The organism is Mesorhizobium zhangyense (assembly GCF_011045115.1).
GTDB lineage: Bacteria > Pseudomonadota > Alphaproteobacteria > Rhizobiales > Rhizobiaceae > Mesorhizobium_M > Mesorhizobium_M zhangyense.
The window spans coordinates 99,595-117,675 of sequence record NZ_JAAKZG010000006.1 but is presented as its reverse complement, the minus strand read 5'-3'; the positions used below and the strand labels follow the sequence as shown (position 1 = coordinate 117,675).

General features: G+C 61.9%; 18 protein-coding genes and 1 tRNA gene. 6 read left to right on the top strand and 13 right to left on the bottom strand.

The window, feature by feature from the left end; all coding sequences use genetic code 11:
- Positions 1-10: 10 nt before the first annotated feature.
- Both G6N74_RS16150 and hutC read left to right on the top strand, forming a co-directional pair.
- Complete coding sequence (locus tag G6N74_RS16150) at positions 11-1,363, top strand: formimidoylglutamate deiminase (protein WP_165118973.1); 1,353 nt, start codon at positions 11-13, stop codon at positions 1,361-1,363.
- Positions 1,364-1,390: 27 nt separating this feature from the next.
- A complete protein-coding gene (gene hutC, locus G6N74_RS16145; protein WP_165118972.1) occupies positions 1,391-2,125 on the top strand; it encodes a histidine utilization transcriptional repressor HutC in 735 nt (244 codons plus the stop codon).
- Positions 2,126-2,366: 241 nt separating this feature from the next.
- On the opposite strand, the gene G6N74_RS16140 is transcribed toward hutC, so the two are convergent.
- The 10 genes from G6N74_RS16140 to G6N74_RS16095 form a co-directional block, all read right to left on the bottom strand.
- Entirely contained in the window at positions 2,367-3,014 is a 648-nt protein-coding gene (locus G6N74_RS16140) for a 5-formyltetrahydrofolate cyclo-ligase (protein ID WP_165118971.1), read from the bottom strand.
- 116 nt (positions 3,015-3,130) lie between these two features.
- Positions 3,131-3,955, bottom strand: coding sequence for an amidohydrolase family protein (locus G6N74_RS16135; RefSeq protein ID WP_312857882.1), 825 nt, complete (start codon positions 3,953-3,955; stop codon positions 3,131-3,133).
- 21 nt (positions 3,956-3,976) lie between these two features.
- Complete coding sequence (locus tag G6N74_RS16130; RefSeq protein ID WP_165119216.1) at positions 3,977-4,996, bottom strand: zinc-binding alcohol dehydrogenase family protein; 1,020 nt, start codon at positions 4,994-4,996, stop codon at positions 3,977-3,979.
- Between the two features lie 28 nt (positions 4,997-5,024).
- Positions 5,025-5,996, bottom strand: coding sequence for an ABC transporter permease (locus tag G6N74_RS16125; RefSeq protein WP_165118970.1), 972 nt, complete (start codon positions 5,994-5,996; stop codon positions 5,025-5,027).
- A 36-nt stretch (positions 5,997-6,032) separates the two neighbouring features.
- Complete coding sequence (locus tag G6N74_RS16120; protein WP_165118969.1) at positions 6,033-7,568, bottom strand: sugar ABC transporter ATP-binding protein; 1,536 nt, start codon at positions 7,566-7,568, stop codon at positions 6,033-6,035.
- Positions 7,569-7,778: 210 nt separating this feature from the next.
- On the bottom strand, positions 7,779-8,774 hold the full coding sequence (locus G6N74_RS16115) for an ABC transporter substrate-binding protein (RefSeq protein WP_165118968.1): 996 nt from the start codon (positions 8,772-8,774) through the stop codon (positions 7,779-7,781).
- 279 nt (positions 8,775-9,053) lie between these two features.
- Entirely contained in the window at positions 9,054-9,503 is a 450-nt protein-coding gene (locus G6N74_RS16110) for an RbsD/FucU family protein (RefSeq protein ID WP_165118967.1), read from the bottom strand.
- A 67-nt stretch (positions 9,504-9,570) separates the two neighbouring features.
- The gene (locus G6N74_RS16105) at positions 9,571-10,587 is read right to left on the bottom strand and encodes an aldo/keto reductase (protein ID WP_165118966.1); all 1,017 of its coding nucleotides are present in this window, start codon (positions 10,585-10,587) and stop codon (positions 9,571-9,573) included.
- 56 nt (positions 10,588-10,643) lie between these two features.
- Positions 10,644-12,149 (bottom strand): UxaA family hydrolase, encoded by a 1,506-nt coding sequence (locus G6N74_RS16100; protein WP_165118965.1) that lies wholly within the window; start codon positions 12,147-12,149, stop codon positions 10,644-10,646.
- On the bottom strand, positions 12,146-13,282 hold the full coding sequence (locus tag G6N74_RS16095; RefSeq protein ID WP_312857881.1) for a mannitol dehydrogenase family protein: 1,137 nt from the start codon (positions 13,280-13,282) through the stop codon (positions 12,146-12,148). The genes G6N74_RS16100 and G6N74_RS16095 overlap by 4 nt, the downstream gene beginning before the upstream one ends.
- Before the next feature lie 109 nt (positions 13,283-13,391).
- On the opposite strand from G6N74_RS16095, the gene G6N74_RS16090 reads away from it, so the two are divergent.
- The 4 genes from G6N74_RS16090 to G6N74_RS16075 all read left to right on the top strand — a co-directional run bounded on the left by G6N74_RS16090 (position 13,392) and on the right by G6N74_RS16075 (position 16,474).
- Complete coding sequence (locus G6N74_RS16090; RefSeq protein ID WP_165118964.1) at positions 13,392-14,282, top strand: GntR family transcriptional regulator; 891 nt, start codon at positions 13,392-13,394, stop codon at positions 14,280-14,282.
- Between the two features lie 182 nt (positions 14,283-14,464).
- The gene (locus G6N74_RS16085; RefSeq protein WP_165118963.1) at positions 14,465-14,674 is read left to right on the top strand and encodes a hypothetical protein; all 210 of its coding nucleotides are present in this window, start codon (positions 14,465-14,467) and stop codon (positions 14,672-14,674) included.
- 109 nt (positions 14,675-14,783) lie between these two features.
- Positions 14,784-14,927 carry a hypothetical protein gene (locus tag G6N74_RS16080; RefSeq protein ID WP_162931530.1) on the top strand — a complete coding sequence of 48 codons (144 nt, stop codon included), beginning with the start codon at positions 14,784-14,786 and terminating at the stop codon, positions 14,925-14,927.
- Between the two features lie 182 nt (positions 14,928-15,109).
- Positions 15,110-16,474, top strand: coding sequence for a calcium-binding protein (locus G6N74_RS16075; protein ID WP_165118962.1), 1,365 nt, complete (start codon positions 15,110-15,112; stop codon positions 16,472-16,474).
- 65 nt (positions 16,475-16,539) lie between these two features.
- On the opposite strand, the gene G6N74_RS16070 is transcribed toward G6N74_RS16075, so the two are convergent.
- The 3 genes from G6N74_RS16070 to G6N74_RS16060 form a co-directional block, all read right to left on the bottom strand.
- Positions 16,540-17,040 (bottom strand): hypothetical protein, encoded by a 501-nt coding sequence (locus G6N74_RS16070; RefSeq protein ID WP_165118961.1) that lies wholly within the window; start codon positions 17,038-17,040, stop codon positions 16,540-16,542.
- Between the two features lie 92 nt (positions 17,041-17,132).
- A tRNA-Leu gene (locus G6N74_RS16065) sits at positions 17,133-17,217 on the bottom strand.
- 229 nt (positions 17,218-17,446) lie between these two features.
- Positions 17,447-18,067 (bottom strand): 2,3-bisphosphoglycerate-dependent phosphoglycerate mutase, encoded by a 621-nt coding sequence (locus G6N74_RS16060; protein ID WP_165118960.1) that lies wholly within the window; start codon positions 18,065-18,067, stop codon positions 17,447-17,449.
- Positions 18,068-18,081: the final 14 nt, after the last annotated feature.

Here is an 18,081-nt window from a genome sequence, read left to right as displayed (position 1 = left end):
GGCAGGGCTAATGACGGGGATCTTTGCGGAAAATGCCTTGCTGGCAGACGGCTGGCGCAGCGATGTTCGGCTGACCGTCGAAGCAGGGCGCATTGCCGGCGTCGAAACGGATGCCGCGCCACAAGTGGGCGACGAGCATCACGCGATCGTCCTTCCCGGCATGCCGAACCTGCACAGCCACGCCTTTCAGCGCGGCATGGCCGGCCTTGCCGAGACGCGCGGCCCTTCCGCCGACAGCTTCTGGTCGTGGCGCGAGGTCATGTACCGTTTTGCGCTGTCGATGACGCCGGAGCAGGTCGAGGCGGTTGCCGCCCAACTCTATGTCGAGATGCTGGAAGCGGGCTTTTCGCGCGTCGGCGAGTTTCATTATCTGCATCACGATCTCGATGGCGGGCACTATGCCGACATCGCCGAAATGGCGGTGCGGATCGCATCAGCGGCGCAAACCACCGGCATTAATCTCACGTTGCTGCCCGTCTTCTATGCCCATTCGGGCTTCGGTGGCACCGCGCCCAATGAAGGCCAGCGCCGCTTCATCAACGATCTCGACAGTTTTGCCCAATTGCTCGACGGCGCCCGTGCGGCGCTGAAAAACCTGCCCGGCGCAGTCGTCGGCGTTGCCCCTCACAGTTTGCGCGCCGTCACGCCTGAGGAACTGGCCGCCGTCACGGCGCTGACGGACGCCCCCATCCACATCCACATCGCCGAGCAAATAAAGGAGGTCGAGGACTGTATCGCCTGGTCGGGCGCGCGCCCGGTTCAATGGCTGCTCGATCATGCACCGGTCGATGCCCGCTGGTGCCTCATCCACGCCACCCACATGCTCGACGCCGAGACCGTCGCCATGGCGAAAAGCGGCGCGATCGCAGGGCTATGTCCCATAACCGAGGCCAATCTCGGTGACGGCACTTTTTCCGCGCCGCTGTTCATCGAACATGGCGGCCGTTTCGGCATCGGCTCGGATTCGAATGTGCTGATCGGCCTGCCGGACGAACTGCGCCAGCTCGAATATTCGCAGCGGCTTTTCCATCGCCAGCGCAATGTTCTGGCCGCTCCTGGCGGGTCCAACGGGCGCGCTCTGTTCGACGCAGCCTTGACCGGCGGGTCGACTGCCCTCGGCGCGGGTCCGGCGCAGATAGTCGTTGGCGCATCGGCCGATTTCATCTCGCTGGATGCCGATCATCCCTCGCTGGCGGGCAAGACTGGCGATGGCATTCTCGACGCCTGGATATTCGCCAATGGAACGCGTATCGACAGTGTCTGGGTCGGTGGCAGGAAGCTTGTCTCGGGCGGAAGACATTTCCGGCGCGAGGCCATTGCCCAAAACTTCCGAACAGTGATGATGCAGCTCTCCGCCCGGTGAGCGGCGAAGCTGGATAGGGGAAACACGGTGGAAGCGGTAAGGGAACAGGAAGCGACGTCGCTGCATCAGCGCATCCTCGCCGATATCAGCGAGCGCATCCTTTCGGGCGAATGGGCGCCCGGCCACCGCATTCCTTTCGAGCACGAACTGACCGAGCAGTATGGCTGTTCGCGCATGACGGTGAACAAGGCTCTGTCGCAGCTTGCCAAGGCCGGGCTTATCGAGCGCCGGCGCCGGTCCGGCAGTTTCGTTCGCCGGCCGCAGTCGCAGGCTGCGATCCTCGAGATACACGACATCAAGGTCGAGGTTCAGGCGCTTGGCCTGCCCTACCGCTACGAGCCGGGCACGCGCCAGAAGCGCAAGAGCATGGCCCAGGACCGTGCGCTCATGGATCTTCGGCCATCAGGCCTTATCCTCGACCTGACCTGCCGGCATTTCGCCGGGCAGCGCCCCTTCTGCCTGGAAGAGCGGCTGATCAATCTGGCTGCCGTACCGGAAGCGGCGGACGAAATGTTCGACGACACCGCGCCGGGGCCGTGGCTGATCGCCCGCGTGCCATGGAGTGCTGCCGAACACCGCATCAGGGCAAGTGCTGCCAGCGACGACGTCGCGGACGCGCTGGACATCGATGCCGGCTCTCCCTGCCTCGTTGTCGAGCGCCGTACCTGGAGCGCTGAGCATCCCGTCACCCACGTCCGCTTCACCTATGCCGCCGACAGCCACACGCTGGTTGCGCGCTTCACGCCGTCGCAGAACGGGTAGGGCGAGACCGCTATCCTGCTCAAACGTCGTCGTCCTCGGGCTTGTCCCGAGGATCTACGCACGAATGCCGGTGTTTCGATTGTGGGTCTTTCCTCGCCGTGTGATCGAAATTTCGTGAGCGGAAGCAGATCCTCGGGACAGGCCCGAGGATGACGGCGCTGGAAGCGGATTGCCGCGATCGCCCTGCTGTAACGGGGAGAGGGTATGGGTGAGGGCCGTTTCCATCAAGATCTGAAACGATCTACCCGGTGATGATCCTGTCCATTGGTATGTCGTGCGGCTGCGGGTAGATCGTGGCGAGCCGCGCTTGCGCGTAGCCGATGCCGATCACCAGCGGCTTCCTGGGCATCGCCGCCAGCGTGCGGTCGAAGAAGCCGCCGCCATAGCCGAGGCGATAGTTTTCGCCGTCGAAGCCGACAAGCGGCGCGATCACCACGGTTGGAAAAACTGCCGGACCGTTGGACGGCACGAGAATGTTCCAGACGCCACGTTCCAGCGGCTCGCCGGGCGCCCATTGGCGATAGTCGAGCGGCTTGCCGGCCTCGATGACCACGGGCAGGGCGATTTTTGCGCCGGCTGCGATCATCTCGTTCATCCAGCCGCGCAGGTCCGGCTCTGCCCGAAACGGCCAGTAGATGCCGATCAGATGCTTCTCGGGGTTCTCAATCGCGCTGGTCAGTGCCGCCGCGATTGTTTCCGTACGAATGCCACGCTCCTCCGCGGGCACCGCCATGCGCTCGTCGATCAGGCGCTTGCGCTCGGCCTTGCGCCAGCGCGCCACATCGGTCCAGGCGACGAGATCGGCGGGGCGTCCGTCCGGCGTCAGCTCATGCATGAAACACGGCGGGGAAGCATAGCCGCGCCCTTCCGCATCGTCTTCGCTGTCCATGGCAGATCCTCCGAAGGCAGCATTGCGCTGCGATCCGCCCCGAGCAAGCGAATAAGGGCACTGGCCCATAGGTTTGGCCGCCTCAGGTCAGCGACCAATCTCAAGCGTGCAAGGCATCAGAGCCGGTAGAATCTCGCCGCCGTCCCGCCGAAGATCGCGTCGCGCTCGGCCGCGTTCAAGCCCGCGGTCAGCTCATTGGCGATCCGCCACCAATCGTCATAACTGGCGGCCAGCTCGAGAACCGGCCAGTCGCTGCCGAACATGAGCCGCTCCGGCCCGAATGCCGAAAGCAGGGTTTCGACATAGGGTTTCAATGCGGTGGCAGACCGGTCCTCGCCGGCTTCGATCAACAGGCCGGATATTTTTGCAAACACGTTCGGGCGCTGTGCCAGCGCTGCCATATCGCTCGCCCATGGTTCGGTGATGCCCTTGGCAATGAACGGTTTGGCGCCATGATCGACGACGATTTGTAGCTCCGGTAGCCGGTCGGCAAGTGCTGCAACAATCGGCAGATGGCGGGGCTGCACCAGCGCGTCGAATGCCAGGCCGAGCGAAGGCAATGCCGCCAGCACGGCGATCCGATGCTCGGCGAGGATGAAGAACGTATCGTCGATATCCTGCAGCATCGGCCTTATGCCGCGGAATTTCTGGTGGCCGGCCAGCCGTTTCAACACGGCAAGTGCGTCCGGCGCATCGAGGTCGATCCAGCCGACGACACCACCGATCGAGGCTTCCTGCTCGGCGAGTTCCAGCATGAACTCGGTTTCCGCCACCGTCGCCGCTGCCTGCACGACGACGGTTTTCCCGATGCCTGCTGCCTTCAGATGCGGCTGCAAATCGGCTGGCAGATAATCGCGGATGATCGGCGCGACCGCTGGTCCCATCCAGTCATAGTCGCCGCGCGCGATTTTCCAGTAGTGCTGGTGTGCGTCGATCCTCACGATAAAACTCCGCGATTGCGTCTATCGGCCGACGGCGATGACGGCCTTGATCAGGCCGGATTTTTCGTGCGCCCAGCGCGCGAGATCGCCGGGCGCCTCGGCAAGCGTGGTGCGATGCGTGACGATGCGATCGAGCGGCACGAGGCCACGCCTGATGGACTCCGCGACATGGTCGAAATCCTCCCGCGTGGCGTTGCGGCTGCCGATCACCATCATCTCGCGCTTGTGGAATTCGGGGTCCGAAAAACTGATGTCGTCCTTGACGACGCTGACGATGACCAGCACGCCGCCATGCGCGACATGGGCGAAAGAGGATTTGATCGACGCCGTGTTGCCGGTCGCGTCGAACACCACGTCGAAGCCTTCGCCGTCTGACGCTCGGGCAACGCCCTGGGTGGCCGGCTCATCCGGACCGATGGTCGAGGAAAAACCAAGCTCGCGCGCGGCGAAATCCAGCCGCTCCGCACTCATGTCGAGCAGCGTCACCTCATGGCCTGCGATGCGCGAAAAGATGGCTGTGCCAATGCCGATCGGGCCGGCGCCGATGACCAGGGCCCGCGAACCCACCGGCGCCAGCGAGCGGCGCACGGCGTGTGCGCCGATGGCAAGGAATTCCACCGTCGCAGCATCGGTGGCCGAAAGCCCATGAGCCGGGTAGAGATTGCCGGCCGGGACGAAGATTTCCTCGCACATCGCGCCGTCGGTGTGGACGCCGAGCACCTGAATTTTCGTGCAGCAGTTCGGTTTGCCCTTGCGGCAGGCAATGCAGGTGCCGCAGGCGATGTAAGGATTGACGATGACCGTCTCGCCGACCGGCAGAAAAACGCCTTCGCCGGCTTTCAGCACCGTGCCCGAAACCTCGTGTCCCATGACGCGCGGATATTCGAGGAAGGGGTGCTTGCCCTGGAAGATATGATAGTCGGTGCCGCAGATGCCGACGTGGCTGACACCTACCAGCGCCCAGCCGGCGGGCGGCTCGCCGGGGGCAGGGCGCTCTTCCAGCACCAGTTCGCCGGGCGCGCGGCACACCAGGGCCTGCATCGTTTTCACAGCCTTGTTCATACGCTGTCTACTTGCCGCGCCGGCGCAGGCCGTCGAAATAGACGATGACGATGATGAGCGCGCCGGTGATGATGCGTTGCCAGAACGAATTGACGTTCAGCAGGTTCGCGCCGTTGTTGATCGTCGCCAGGATGAAGGCGCCGAGCAGCGGCCCATGCACGGAGCCGATGGCGCCGAACAGGCTGGTGCCGCCGATGACCGACGAGGCGATCGCCTGCAATTCCCAGCCCTCGGCCTGCGTTGGGTTGCCGATGCCGATGCGCGAGGCCAGCAGCACGCCGACGAAAGCCGCGCACAGCGCAGAGAGCGTATAGGCGAGATAGATGGTGCGGTTGACGTTGACGCCGGACAGGCGCGACGCTTCCGCATTCGAGCCAACCGAGAACAAATAGCGCCCCCAGCGGCTGTGATGGAGGAAAATGTAGGCGGGAATCGCCACCAGTATCACCATCCAGAACAGGTTCGGGACTCCGAGGAAGGAGTTGCGCGAGAATTCCGAAAAGGCGTCGTTCTTGATCGAGATGGAATTGCCGTTGGTCATCAGAAGGCCGATGCCGCGCAGCGAGGTCAGCGTCGCCAGCGTGATGATGAAGGGTGGCAGGCCCATTTTGACGATGCCGAAGCCATGGAACAGGCCGATGGCCACACCAAGTGCGAGCGTAGCGAGGACCGCCAGCCACACCGGAAAGCCGGCATTGATGAGCATCGCCACGATAACCGTGCAGAAGCCGACGATCGCGCCGACCGAGAGGTCGATGCCGCCGGTGATGATGACGAAGGTCTGCCCGACCGCGAGGATCGCGATCATCGAGCCCTGGCGCAGCAGGTTTGCGATGTTGATGCCCGACGCGAAGCTCGGCGTGGCGAGCGAAAGGGCGATCCACAGGAGCACCAGCAGCGCCAGCAGGGTCAATCCGAAAAGGATGTTGTAATTCCGCTTCGGCTTCTCGATCGGTGTCGTTTCAGTGCTGGTGGTCATCGGCGTTTCCCGTTGTTTTTCTTGGTCGACGCGGCGTTAGACGCCGATTGCTTCGGTCAGGACTTCTTCGTGGCTGGCCTGCCCATGGGCATGGCTTGCCACCAATCGCCCCCGCCGGAACACATGCAGCGTATCGGCCAGTTCATAGACTTCCGGCAGGTAGGACGAGATCAGGATGATGCCCGCGCCCTTCGAAAGCAGCGTCGAGAACAGGCGGTAGATCTCCGCCTTGGTGCCGACATCGACGCCCACGGTCGGTTCGTCGAAGATGAACAGCTTGGCGCCGTGGTTGAGCCATTTGCCGATCACGATCTTCTGCTGGTTGCCACCCGACAGGCTGGAAGCCAGCGCGTGCCGGCCCGCCGTCTTGATGCGCAGCCCGCCGATCTGGCGCTCGGCATGCGACTTCTCCTGCGCGCCGGAAATCAAAAGCTTGCTGCTGATGCGTTTGTAGATGGGCAGGTTGAGATTGGTGCCGACCGACAGATTGAGGCAAAGGCCCTGGTCGCGGCGACTTTCCGGCGCCAGCGCCATGCCGAGCTTCATCGCGTCGTGCTCGTTGCGGATGTTTGCCGGCTTTCCGTTCCAGAAAATCTCGCCGGCGCTTTTCTTTTCGCGGCCATAGAGCGTCAGCACGAATTCGCTGCGGCCAGCGCCGATAAGCCCGTAGAGCCCGACGATCTCGCCCGCCCGCACGGAAAGCGAGACGTCCTCAAAGCCCTTGCCGGACAGGTTCTTCGCCCCGACGATCGTCTCGCCCGGCTCGAAATGGTCCTTGTGGTAGATCTGCTCGATCGAGCGGTTGATCATCATCCGCACAAGTTCGGCATCGTCGGTCTCGGCGATGTTGCGGGTACCGACCAGCGTGCCGTCGCGCAGTACCGAAACACGGCTCGCCAGCTCGAACACTTCTTCCATGCGGTGGCTGATATAGACGATGGTGACGCCTTCGGCCTCCAGCCGCCGGATCAGCGCGAAAAGCTGCTCGGTCTCCTTGCGGGTCAGGTAGGCGGTCGGCTCGTCGAAAATCAGGAAGCGCGTGCCGCGTATGGTGGCGCGGGCGGCTGCGATGAGCTGCTGCTGGCCGATGGTGAGGTCGCCGAGCATGACATGCGCCGGCAGGTTGAAGCCGAGATCGTCGATGATCTTCTGCGCCCGCTGCACCATGGTGCGGCCCTGCAGCATGCCGAAGCGGGTGTCTTCCTCGCCGAGAAACATGTTGGCGGCAACCGTCAGGTGACGGCACAGCACCACCTCCTGGTGCACGGCATTGATGCCGAGCGCAATCGCCTCGTTGGGTGTTGCCAGCGCGACCGGTTTGCCGTCCCAGAACACCTCGCCCGAGGTGCGCGGGATGACCCCGGTCAGAAGCTTTATCAACGTCGACTTGCCGGCACCGTTCTCGCCGACGATGGCGTGGATCTCCCCGACCTTGAAGGCGAGGTCGACCGGCTTCAGCGCATGGGTGCCGATATATTTCTTTTCCAGCCCCTTCAGTTCCAGGATCGGCTGGCCGGGCACCGCGGCGTCAGGCGCCGGGTGATCGTGACCGTCAAGTGTCGATAATATCATGACAATCCTCCCGATTGGCATGCGCGGCAACGCCGGCGACATGCCTATCCTAGCCCGTTTCCTTTGCAGGTCGAGTCTGCCCCTCATCCGCCTGCCGGCACCTTCTCCCCGCAGGCGGGAGAAGAACGAAGCTCTATCTATGACGACCCCCTCTCCCCGTTCTTCACGGGGAGAGGGTAAGGGTGAGGGGCAGCGCGACCTAACCTTGGGTCAGTCCAGCTTCGGGTTCAGCAGGGCGTTGATCTTCTCGTCGGCCATGTTGGCCTTCGTCACCAGATTGGCGCCGGTGTCGACATTGGCCTCGACCTTTTCGCCCTTGGATGCAGCAAGTGCGGTCTTGATGCCGTCATAGCCCATCCGGTAGGGGTCCTGCACGACGAGGCCGGAAATGACGCCGTCATTGAGGAACTTGATCAGCTTGTCGTCGCTGTCGAAGCCGATCAGCGACACCTTGCCTGCAAGGTTGTTTTCCGCGATCGCCTGCCCGACGCCCTGCGCCATGATCAGGTTGGAAGCGAAGATGCCTTTCAGGTCAGGATTGGCAGTGATCAGGTCGGTGGCGATGTTCAGGCCGGTCGTGGCCTGGCCGTCGGCATATTTGTCGGCAACCAGTTCCAGGCCCGGATACTTGGCCTTGAGCTGTTCCTTGAAACCCTCGGCGCGCTGTTCGAGCGAACCGGCGCCCGGCAGTGCGGTGATGAGAGCGACCTTGCCCTCGACCTTGCCGCCATTGGCTTCGCCGATCGCTGCTGCGAGACCGTCGGCTGCGACGCGTCCGCCCTGGACGTTGTCGGTGGTCAGGAACGAGGTGAAGGCCTTGGAGTCGGCGCCGGAATCGATGCCGATGATCTTCACCTTGCTTGCTGCTTCGTCGATCGGCTTGCCGAGCGCCTTGGCTTCGGTGGGCGAGATGACGATGGCCGCCGGATTGCCGGCAACCGCGTTTTCGAGGATCGAGATCTGGCCGTTGACGTCGGTTTCAGCCTGCGCGCCGAGTTCCGGCACCTTCACGCCAAGATCCTTGCCTGCCTTGCGGGCGCCGGCCAACACGATCTGCCAGTAGAACGAGGTCGTGTCCTTGACGATGATCGGAATGGTCACGTCGGCAGCCGAAGCCGGCAGCGTCGGCGCAAGGCCGAGCATGGCGGTGGCTGTTGCGAGCGCGACGAAGCTGCGGCGGTTGATCAGTGCATTGACGAATTTCATTAGGTTCCTCCCTAAATCGCCTGTTGCAGTGCTGTTCGTGACGGTTCGGTTAGGCGTCTCCAAACCGGACTTTATAGATAAAAAACAGATGCACGTTTTTGTTAGTCCATTCCTGAAGGCGTTGCAAGCGGCGTTTCGTGCCCGTCTTCGGCGCAGATGACGACGCTCCGCCTCAGCCTGCAATCGTCTGTTGAGGCACTGGCCTCGTCCTGTTCCAGCGATGAAATATTAATTCCATCGTTAGGTCAAGATGGAATTTATGTTCCCTTGCCGCGCGTTTCATCCGAACTGCGCCAGCTCCTCCTTTCGCACCACGCCTTTCTTCAGGATGACATTTGCGTAGAGCTGCAGTTCGCCGGTGGCGACCACATAGGCGGCCTTGCGCGAGCGCTCGTAAAAGGCGAAGCGCTCGAGCGGCTCGACCGGGAAATCGCCGGCAAGACGGGTGATGATCTTCTGGAACGAGACGCAGACCGGCGGCACCACATCCGGGGTATCCACCATCGCCATCCGAAAGGCTGAAGCCGGCGCGAACGTGTCGAGCGGAAAATGCGTCAGGATCGCTTCCAGCAGCGGTTCGGCAAGCACGCCGTCGGCGCGGACGACCGGGCAGCCGAGCGTGCTGGCCGGGAAATTCGCATCGGCAATCACGATCTCGTCGCCGTGCCCCATGGTGCGCAGCGCATGCAGCAGTTCGGGTCCGAGCAAGGGGTGAATTCCACGCAGCATCAGACAAGCTCCAGGGTTAGGGCAGACAGAGCGGCGCGAGCGCCGCTTAATGAGAATTGGCGTTGTTTCATTCGCGCACCGCTCCCGTCAGCGGCGCCTGCACAGTCGTATGCGGCGCGTATTTCTCGTAATCGTCTTCGGGAACATGGGCCTTTGGCAGTTCCATGTTGCGCAGCAGGCTGGATGTCTTGGCGGTTCCGATGAGCACCGTCGCGACAGCCGGCTCATGCAGGGGAAACTGCATCGCGGCGGCTGCCAGCGGATAGCCGCCGTGAGAAGCAATCGCTTCCATGGCCGCGACTTTGGCAAGGATATCCGGCGACGCCGGGCCATAGTCGAAATGCGCGCCCGGTTTCGCCCCTGTCGCCAGGATACCCGAATTGAACGCACCGCCGATGACAAGCGAGGTCTTCTTCTGCCGGCACAGCGGAATGAGTTCCGCTTCGGCCGACCTGTCGAGCAGCGAATAGCGCCCGGCGAGAAGGATGCAGTCGAGCGGCGCGCGCTGCATCACTTCCAGGCAGATTTCCACCTCGTTGACGCCGAGGCCATAGGCGGAGATCACGCCGCCCGCCTTCAGTTCCTCGAGCGCCTTCATGCCGCCGTCGAGAAACTGGCGCAGATGCGCCTTGGTCGTCTCAACGCCATGGGTATAGACGCCGATATCGTGGACATAGAGGATGTCGATGCGGTTCAGGCCGAGCCGCGCATAGCTGAAATCGACCGACCGCATGATGCCGTCATAGCTGTAGTCGTATTCCAGCTTGAAGGGCAGCGGGTCGACGAAACCGAGGTTCGGCACCTGATCGGCGGGCGCAGGGGTCAGCAGGCGGCCGACTTTGGTCGATAGCACATACTGGTCGCGCGGCTTGTGACGCAGGTAGTCGCCGAAGCGGCGCTCCGAAAGGCCGAACCCGTAATGCGGCGCAGTGTCGAAATAGCGTATGCCCGACGTCCAGGCTGCATCGAGTACGGCGGCTGCATCGGCCTCCGATACCGCCTGGTAGAGGTTGCCCAGAGAGGCCCCACCGAAACTGAATTCGGTGACCTCAAGGGCTGTTTCGCCGATGCGGCGCTTCTTCATGCATGTCCTCCCGAAGTCGCGGCCGTTGCCCGGCCTTGTCGATGCTGGCGTAATCTCTAAAGCGTCGCGCCAAGGTGCCACGGCACGAATTCGTTGTCGCCATAGCCGAAGAGTTCGCTCTTGGTCTTGCGGCCGGAAGCCGTCTCCACGATCAGGTCGAAGATTTCGCGGCCGAGTTCGGCAACGCCGATCTCCCCGGAGGCGATGCGCCCGCAGTCGACGTCCATGTCCTCCTCCATGGAGCGGAACAGCGCCGAGTTGCTGGCAAGCTTGATCGAGGGCGTCGGCCTACAGCCGAAGCATGAGCCGCGCCCGGTGGTAAACGCGATGATATTGGCTCCGCCGGCCACCTGGCCCGTCGCCGAAACCGGATCGTAGCCCGGCGTATCCATGAAGACGAGGCCGTGCTCGGTCACCTTTTCGGCGTAGCCATAGACGCCGTTGAGCGTCGTCTGCCCGCCCTTGGCGACGGCGCCGAGCGATTTTTCGAGAATGGTGGTCAGCCCGCCCTTCTTGTTGCCGGGCGAGGGATTGTTGTCGAGCGACGCGCCGTGCAGGGCGACATAGTCCTCCCACCACCTCACATAGCCGTCGAGCTTTTCGGCGATTTCGGGCGTCGCCGCGCGCGAACCGAGCAGATGCTCGGCGCCGTAGATTTCGGAGGTTTCCGAGAGGATGCCCGTGCCGCCGGCGTCGGCAAGAATGTCGACCGCAGCACCAAGTGCCGGATTGGCAGTGATGCCCGACATGCCGTCCGAGCCGCCGCATTGAAGGCCGACGACGATCTCGCTCACCGGTATCGGTTCGCGCTGCAACTGCCCCACCTCCTCGGCGATCTCGGCAAGCACACCAAGCGCCTTTTCGACCGATTTGCGCGAGCCGCCGGCCTCCTGGATGTTGAAATGCCGCTTGCCCGCCGCCACGCCCTTCTGGCCGTAGAGTGTCAGCTGGTTGACCTCGCAGCCGAGCCCGACCATCAGCACGCCGCCGAAATTCGGGTGTCGTGCATAGCCGGCTAACGTCCGGTGCAGCACGCGCATGCCGTCGCCCGTGCCGCTCATGCCACAGCCCTGGTCGTGCACGATCGGCACGAAACCGTCGATCCCGGGATAGTTCGGCAGAAGCTTCTGGTTGGCCTGTTCGGCGATCGCCCGGCACACCGTGGTCGAGCAGTTCACGCTGGCGATGATGCCGATGAAATTACGCGTGCCGGCGCGTCCGTCGGCGCGGCGATAGCCCATGAAGGTACGGGCGCGGTCGTCGTCAGTCGCGTGCGCAGCTTCGGATGGTGGCACGACGGGAAGCCGCCCGGATTCGAAGACCAGATTGTGCGAATGCACATGCTCTCCCGGTGCGATGTCCTGTGTCGCCCGGCCGATCGCCTGGGCATATTTCACCACCGCCGATCCTGCCGGAATGGCCTTCACGGCGACCTTGTGACCGCCGTCGATGGCGGCCATGGCAATGGCGCCGCCGGGCAGGGCAGTGCCGGCCTCAAGGCGGCCATTGGCAACCGCGACATTGTCGGAGGGCGAGAGAAGAATTGCCTGGGCGAGGTTCACGCTGCGATTTCCTTGGCATATTTGGCGGCGATGGCCGCGAGCCTGGGTGATTTCCGGTTGGTATCGGCGGTGGCTGCCCACTCGATAAAGCCGCCTATGCGGCGTGCGACCTTGGTCTTGTGGCCGCTGGCTATGTCGGCGAGGCGATGGTCGAGGAAGGGGTTTTCAAAGCGCTCCATCGTCGTCGCCGCATAGGCGCTCGCCGCCTCGCCCATGCCGTGCACGGCAAAGCCGGGGATGACTTCGTCGCGATAAAGCGACAGCAGGTCGTTGCGGATTTCCGCCCTGGTCAGCATGCCGCGCACCGTCTCGTCGGCGTCCATGCGCCCGGTCAGCCAGGTCTCGGCCAAAAAACTGTGGCCGAGATTGAGGATATGGATCTTCAGCCGCTCGACCGGTTCGAGATCGTCGACGATGCGGATCGCTGGATGCGCGCATGGCAGCTTCAGGCCGGGCTGGTTCTCCACCGCCCACAATGCGTAGGGCTCGGCAATCGCGCCCGCCGGGTCCAAAGGTGCCGAAACGATGCGGTCGACAAGCGAATTGGCGAACACGCATTGCTCTTCGATCCAGGTGAGCAGTGCATCGGAGGCGCGGCTGCGCCGTGCAAGATCGAGCACCGTCCGCTTCAGCACATCGCCATTGCGGCCGACGAGTTCGGTCGGGAGGATCGTAAGCCTCGATCGGCCGGCGGCGAAGCGGGCCACAAGCAACGCCAGCAATTTTGCCGGATAGGAAGGCGGTGCAGACGCCGTCATCCCGGTCAGGTCGAGCGTCAGCCCCGCCGGCACGGCAAAGCCTGATTCCGTCGTGTTGGAGAGAATGAATTCCGCCTCCTCGACGACGATACGCATCAGCTCCGCCCAATCCGCCTCGGCGTCGAGGCCACGCCCTACGCTCTTCACCTGGATTGTACGGTCGACGGTCTGCCCCGCCTCCAGCCCGCGGATGATCACCGGAAACCCTGCCGGATCGGAGAAAGCCTGCAGCCGCGCCCGTCCGGCCGCGGAACCGCTTGCCGCAACGATGGTCACAGTGCCTTCCATGCCCGCCTCGTGCAGGAACAGGTCGGCATACGCCTGAAGAAACCGGCTGGTGCCGAATTGGACGACAGGCGTTTGAACCGAAGACACTTGCAACTCCCTTGATAATGTCTTTTATCGTCAAAAGACATTTTGTCGTCAATAGATTTTCCTTGTAAGGGACGACCGGGGCGCAGACGCGACGGGCAAAAGGCAGGCGATGGCGAAGCAGAACAATGTCTACAAGGACGCATATAACCGCTGCCTGGCGCTGCTCGGAGCCGGCGAAAGCCTGCCTTCGGAGCCTGAGCTCGGCACGACGCTGGGTGTCAGTCGCACGACGGTCCGCTCGATCCTGTCGCGGATGGAAGAACGCGGCCTGATCGAATGGAACAAGCGCAGCAAGCTGGTTCTGCGCGCACCGGCGCCCGACGATTTCTTTCCCGACGACGAGACCGATTCCCTGTCGCAGATCATCGAGCGGTCCTTCATGCGCCGCCTGCTTGCCGGCGGCGCCCAGGCCGGCATGCAGATCAACGAACTGGAGCTTGCCCGCGAGATCGGCGTCGGCACCACCAGCGTGCGCGAGTTCCTGATCCGCTTCAGCCGCTTCGGCCTGATCGAGAAGCGCCGCAACAGCCATTGGGTGCTGAAGGGTTTTACCAAATCCTTCGCGCTGGAGCTGACCGAGATCCGCGAGATGTTCGAGCTGCGCTCGGCCGCCGCCTTTGCCGCGCTGGCAAAGGACAATCCCGTCTGGACCGATCTCGATGCGATGGAACAGGAACACCACGAGCTGATTGCCGCGATAGGCACCCGCTACGGCGAATTTTCAGAGCTGGACGAACGTTTCCACAGGCTTATCCACAGCGCTTCGCACAACCGCTTCATCGTCGATTTCTACGACGTCATCGCGATGATTTTTCACTACCACTACCAGTGGAACAAGACGAATGAGCCCGGACGCAACAAGATAGCGCTGCAGGAGCATCTGCAATACATCGCCGCGCTGAAATCCGGAAAACTCGACCAGGTCGAAAAGGCCTGCCGCCGGCATCTCAAATCGGCGCGTGAGACGCTTCTCCAGTCGATTCCCGAAAGCTGGCAGTAGCGCAAACGATTATCTTGCCATAAGCTTCCTTCGATGCGCTTTTGAGAAGACGGCAAAACAGTCGCTGGGGCGCATTTTTCATATGTACTGACCTTGAGAACCGGGCTTTGTTTGACGGCCCCGATACTTGCAGTATCTCTAAAACAGTGCATGCTGAAATATGTTTTGAGGGGCTAAGGAAAATGAAGAAAAAACTGCGCGTCACCGTTTCGGTGACAGTGTCGGATGACGACGAGTTTTCAACAGAAGAACAGGCTCTTGCCGTATGCGACGGGTTGCAGCGCATCCTCTGCTATGACGAGGTGGCCTTGCAGAGCGTCGAGTCTTTCACCGACGGCGTAAGCTTTGAGGATACTCGCAGTTCTGTCCGCTTCGAAAGCGAGCACGGCTGAAGATTGATCCCGCCGCTCAATGGCGTATCCTGAGTCCGGGGTCTGACCCCGGCTTTGGGTATGCCTGTCTGCCGGGCACGCCCGAGGCAAAAACCACCGGAGGAAGCTCATGAACACGCCGCCGCTTGCCGCAAGGGCCGAAGAAGAACAGATCGACGGCGCCCCGGAGCGTGTCGGCGCCGTCATTGGAGCGCTGATCACGATCGGCAGCTTCGCCCTGGTGCTCTGGCCGGTGGCGCGGATTTGGCTGTGACGCGGTAAGACATTGACCTCGCGTGCCTGCGCACGCTCAGCCGCCTGAAATCCATTTGAGATCGACTTGAACCGGCAGCAAGCGCTCGCCGGCATGTTCCCCTGCACCACCCAAATGGGCGGTGACGGTTGCCGGTTCCACGCCTAGACATTGGCAAGGGTAGGCAATCTTGGGGAAATATCATGGCAACGTTTTCATCAACAAGCGCGATCAACAATTCCTTGCTGGTCTTCGAAAGCCTTCTGCCAGATTCGTTTTATTACGAGTGGTATAGCGAGCGCTCTATGGATACCGCCTACGGGCAAATATCCTACATGTACGGAAACACGGAAGAAGGTATTGATTCAAATTACTACGGGAATTTCGAATATCTCTACGAAGGCGATGGGAGTGTTTTCCATATATCTGGATATGTAACAAGCATAGTCAGCGAAACTCATTATCAAGACTACAGTTTCTATCCACCTATAACCAATGGAACGAGGTGGATAATCAACGACATAAACATATATGTCGGGAAATTCCAGACGCCGAATGACCTCCCTGGTCTCATCTTCGCTGGCGATGACCGAATTTACGGTTCCCCTGAGAATGACGAACTTTACGGCTTTTCCGGTTCCGATGTCATCGAAGGAAAAGGCGGCAACGACATAATCAATGGCGGAACCGGTGCCGACATCATGCTCGGCGGCCTTGGTAATGATCTGTACTTCGTCGACAATGCGCGCGATGTCGTCTTCGAATTTGTTAACGAGGGAACCGATACGGTTCGCAGCACCATCAGCCTGACACTAACATCCAATGTCGAGCGGCTGGAGCTGCTCGGAACAGGCCATCTCAGCGGTGTCGGCAACGATCTCAACAACGATCTCATTGGCAACAGTGGCAACAACACCCTGTATGGCCGCGCCGGCAACGATCTTCTGGACGGTCGCGCCGGCAGCGATACGATGTATGGCGGCGCCGGCAACGACATTTATGTCGTATCTTCGGCCGGTGACCGCGCGATCGAACTTGCCGGTGAAGGCACGGACACGGTCCGCTCCTATATCGACTGGTCGCTCGGCGCCAATCTCGAACGGCTGGAACTGCAGGGCTCGGCCAATCTGACCGGCAACGGCAACGGGCTCAACAATACGCTAATCGGCAATTCCGGTAGCAACATTCTGCGTGGCGGGGCAGGCAATGACACGCTGATCGGCGGTGCCGGCAAGGATACGCTCAACGGCGGCGACGGGAAGGACACTTTCGTCTTCAACGCGGCTCTCGGGTCGACCAACATCGACAAGATCAACGACTACAACGTCGCGCAGGACACAATGCAGCTGGACTCGAAATATTTTGCCGGTCTGGCAAAGGGCTGGCTGGCTGCCGGCGCCTTCCACACGGGAACCGCCGCCCATGATGCGACCGACCGCATCATCTACAACAAATCGACCGGTGCCTTGTGGTTCGACAAGGATGGCATAGGCGGGGCCACAGCCGTGCAATTCGCCACGCTGTCACCCGGCCTTGCCATGACGGCGAACGAGTTCTTCATCGTCTAGATTGCCATGGTCTTCGGATTCTCTCCGATGGCCGCGGAGCAGAGTTCGGCGAACAATTCGCGTGCTCACTGTGCGTTGCAGAGTGGGCACCCGAATGCATGCTGGACGATGCCGTGCACCGAACAGCGTTCGAACTCAAATTGTGAGGATGGTGCCAGCCCAATTATGGACGCGCTGGCGCTGATATCGTCAGGCCGGAACTCTGCGAGCAGCACCCGGAATTCATCCAGGCACGGCATAAGCCAGGCCTCGTTGGGTTCATAGCCGAGTCTATCCCAATCGACTTTCGATTTGGCCGCGGCGATCGACCGGATCAGGAAGGCTTGATCGTCAGTAAAGTTTTCAGCTTCCCACGGTATATCCGCGATATCGAAGCCGACAGTTCCCGGGCCATAGACCCCCTGGTCTTTCGAAGCGATCCACGCCGCAATCTGACACTCGCGAGCGGTGGAAGCCAGGGAGGAGGCAGCGAGAGCAAGCACATCTATGAAAACGGATGTCAGCCCGTTCGACATCCTGATATCCGGCAGGTCCGGTCGAGCGTCATAGGTTATCCGGTTCGCCATGGCTCGGCTCGGAAAGGTTAGAGCTGAAAGCTCAGATGCTTTGGATGTTTGCGAGAAAACGTGTCGAAAACGACTGGTGCCATCGAAGCCGATGGTGCCCAGGAGAGGACTCGAACCTCCACGCCTCGCGGCACACGGACCTGAACCGTGCGCGTCTACCAATTCCGCCACCTGGGCAAGGTGCGCCGCTGATGTAAGCGGGCAGCGGCGCGGTGTCAACGCGCTTTCGGCAAAAAATCACGTTCAAACAAAAAGATAGTTCAGGTCGGCATTCTTGCCACGAATGCGCGGCCGGCCGGCAATGAATCCGCCGGCAAAGCCTGCGGCAAAGACGCAAAAAGCCGACGCAAATGCATTGCGCCGGCTCATCACGAATCACATCGGGTAGGTTCTCGGCAGGACAGGCCTACGCCGAAAGCACTTCTTTCGAGGCCACGGTCGAATCGGCGTTGAGCCTGTAGACGACCGGCACGCCGGTGCCGAGTTCCAGCTTGACGATGTCGGGGCCGGAAATCCCCTCCAGCGCCATGATCAGCGCCCGCAGCGAATTGCCGTGGGCGGCCACCAGCACCGTTTCGCCGCGCAGCACATGCGGCTGCATCTCGTGCATATAATAGGGCCATACGCGGGCGCCGGTATCCTTCAGGCTCTCACCGCCGGGCGGCGGGGTATCATAGGACCGGCGCCAGATATGCACCTGCTCCTCGCCCCATTTGGCGCGGGCATCGTCCTTGTTGAGGCCGTTGAGGTCGCCATAGTCGCGCTCGTTCAACGCCGCGTCACGCACGGTCTTCAGATCGTTCTGGCCGGTGGCGTCGAGGATGAACTGGCAGGTCCGCTGCGCGCGCTTCAGCACTGAAGTGTAGGCGATGTCGAATTTCATTCCGCGCACGGCAAGCTTCTGGCCGGCCGCCTTGGCCTCGCTCACACCCTGCTCGGTGAGGTCGACGTCGCGCCAGCCGGTGAAGAGGTTCTTGAGGTTCCATTCGCTCTGGCCGTGGCGGACAAGCACGAGAGTTCCGGTCATTTCAATCCTCATGA

Excerpts from the sequence above, each read along its gene's own strand:
- G6N74_RS16150 (WP_165118973.1), top strand. The coding sequence starts at position 11 with ATGACGGGGATCTTTGCGGAAAATGCCTTGCTGGCAGACGGCTGGCGC.
- G6N74_RS16140 (WP_165118971.1), bottom strand. The coding sequence starts at position 3,014 with ATGGACAGCGAAGACGATGCGGAAGGGCGCGGCTATGCTTCCCCGCCG.
- G6N74_RS16130 (WP_165119216.1), bottom strand. The coding sequence starts at position 4,996 with ATGCAGGCCCTGGTGTGCCGCGCGCCCGGCGAACTGGTGCTGGAAGAG.
- G6N74_RS16125 (WP_165118970.1), bottom strand. The coding sequence starts at position 5,996 with ATGACCACCAGCACTGAAACGACACCGATCGAGAAGCCGAAGCGGAAT.
- G6N74_RS16120 (WP_165118969.1), bottom strand. The coding sequence starts at position 7,568 with ATGATATTATCGACACTTGACGGTCACGATCACCCGGCGCCTGACGCC.
- G6N74_RS16115 (WP_165118968.1), bottom strand. The coding sequence starts at position 8,774 with ATGAAATTCGTCAATGCACTGATCAACCGCCGCAGCTTCGTCGCGCTC.
- G6N74_RS16110 (WP_165118967.1), bottom strand. The coding sequence starts at position 9,503 with ATGCTGCGTGGAATTCACCCCTTGCTCGGACCCGAACTGCTGCATGCG.
- G6N74_RS16105 (WP_165118966.1), bottom strand. The coding sequence starts at position 10,587 with ATGAAGAAGCGCCGCATCGGCGAAACAGCCCTTGAGGTCACCGAATTC.
- G6N74_RS16090 (WP_165118964.1), top strand. The coding sequence starts at position 13,392 with ATGGCGAAGCAGAACAATGTCTACAAGGACGCATATAACCGCTGCCTG.
- G6N74_RS16085 (WP_165118963.1), top strand. The coding sequence starts at position 14,465 with ATGAAGAAAAAACTGCGCGTCACCGTTTCGGTGACAGTGTCGGATGAC.
- G6N74_RS16080 (WP_162931530.1), top strand. The coding sequence starts at position 14,784 with ATGAACACGCCGCCGCTTGCCGCAAGGGCCGAAGAAGAACAGATCGAC.
- G6N74_RS16075 (WP_165118962.1), top strand. The coding sequence starts at position 15,110 with ATGGCAACGTTTTCATCAACAAGCGCGATCAACAATTCCTTGCTGGTC.
- G6N74_RS16070 (WP_165118961.1), bottom strand. The coding sequence starts at position 17,040 with ATGGCGAACCGGATAACCTATGACGCTCGACCGGACCTGCCGGATATC.
- G6N74_RS16060 (WP_165118960.1), bottom strand. The coding sequence starts at position 18,067 with ATGACCGGAACTCTCGTGCTTGTCCGCCACGGCCAGAGCGAATGGAAC.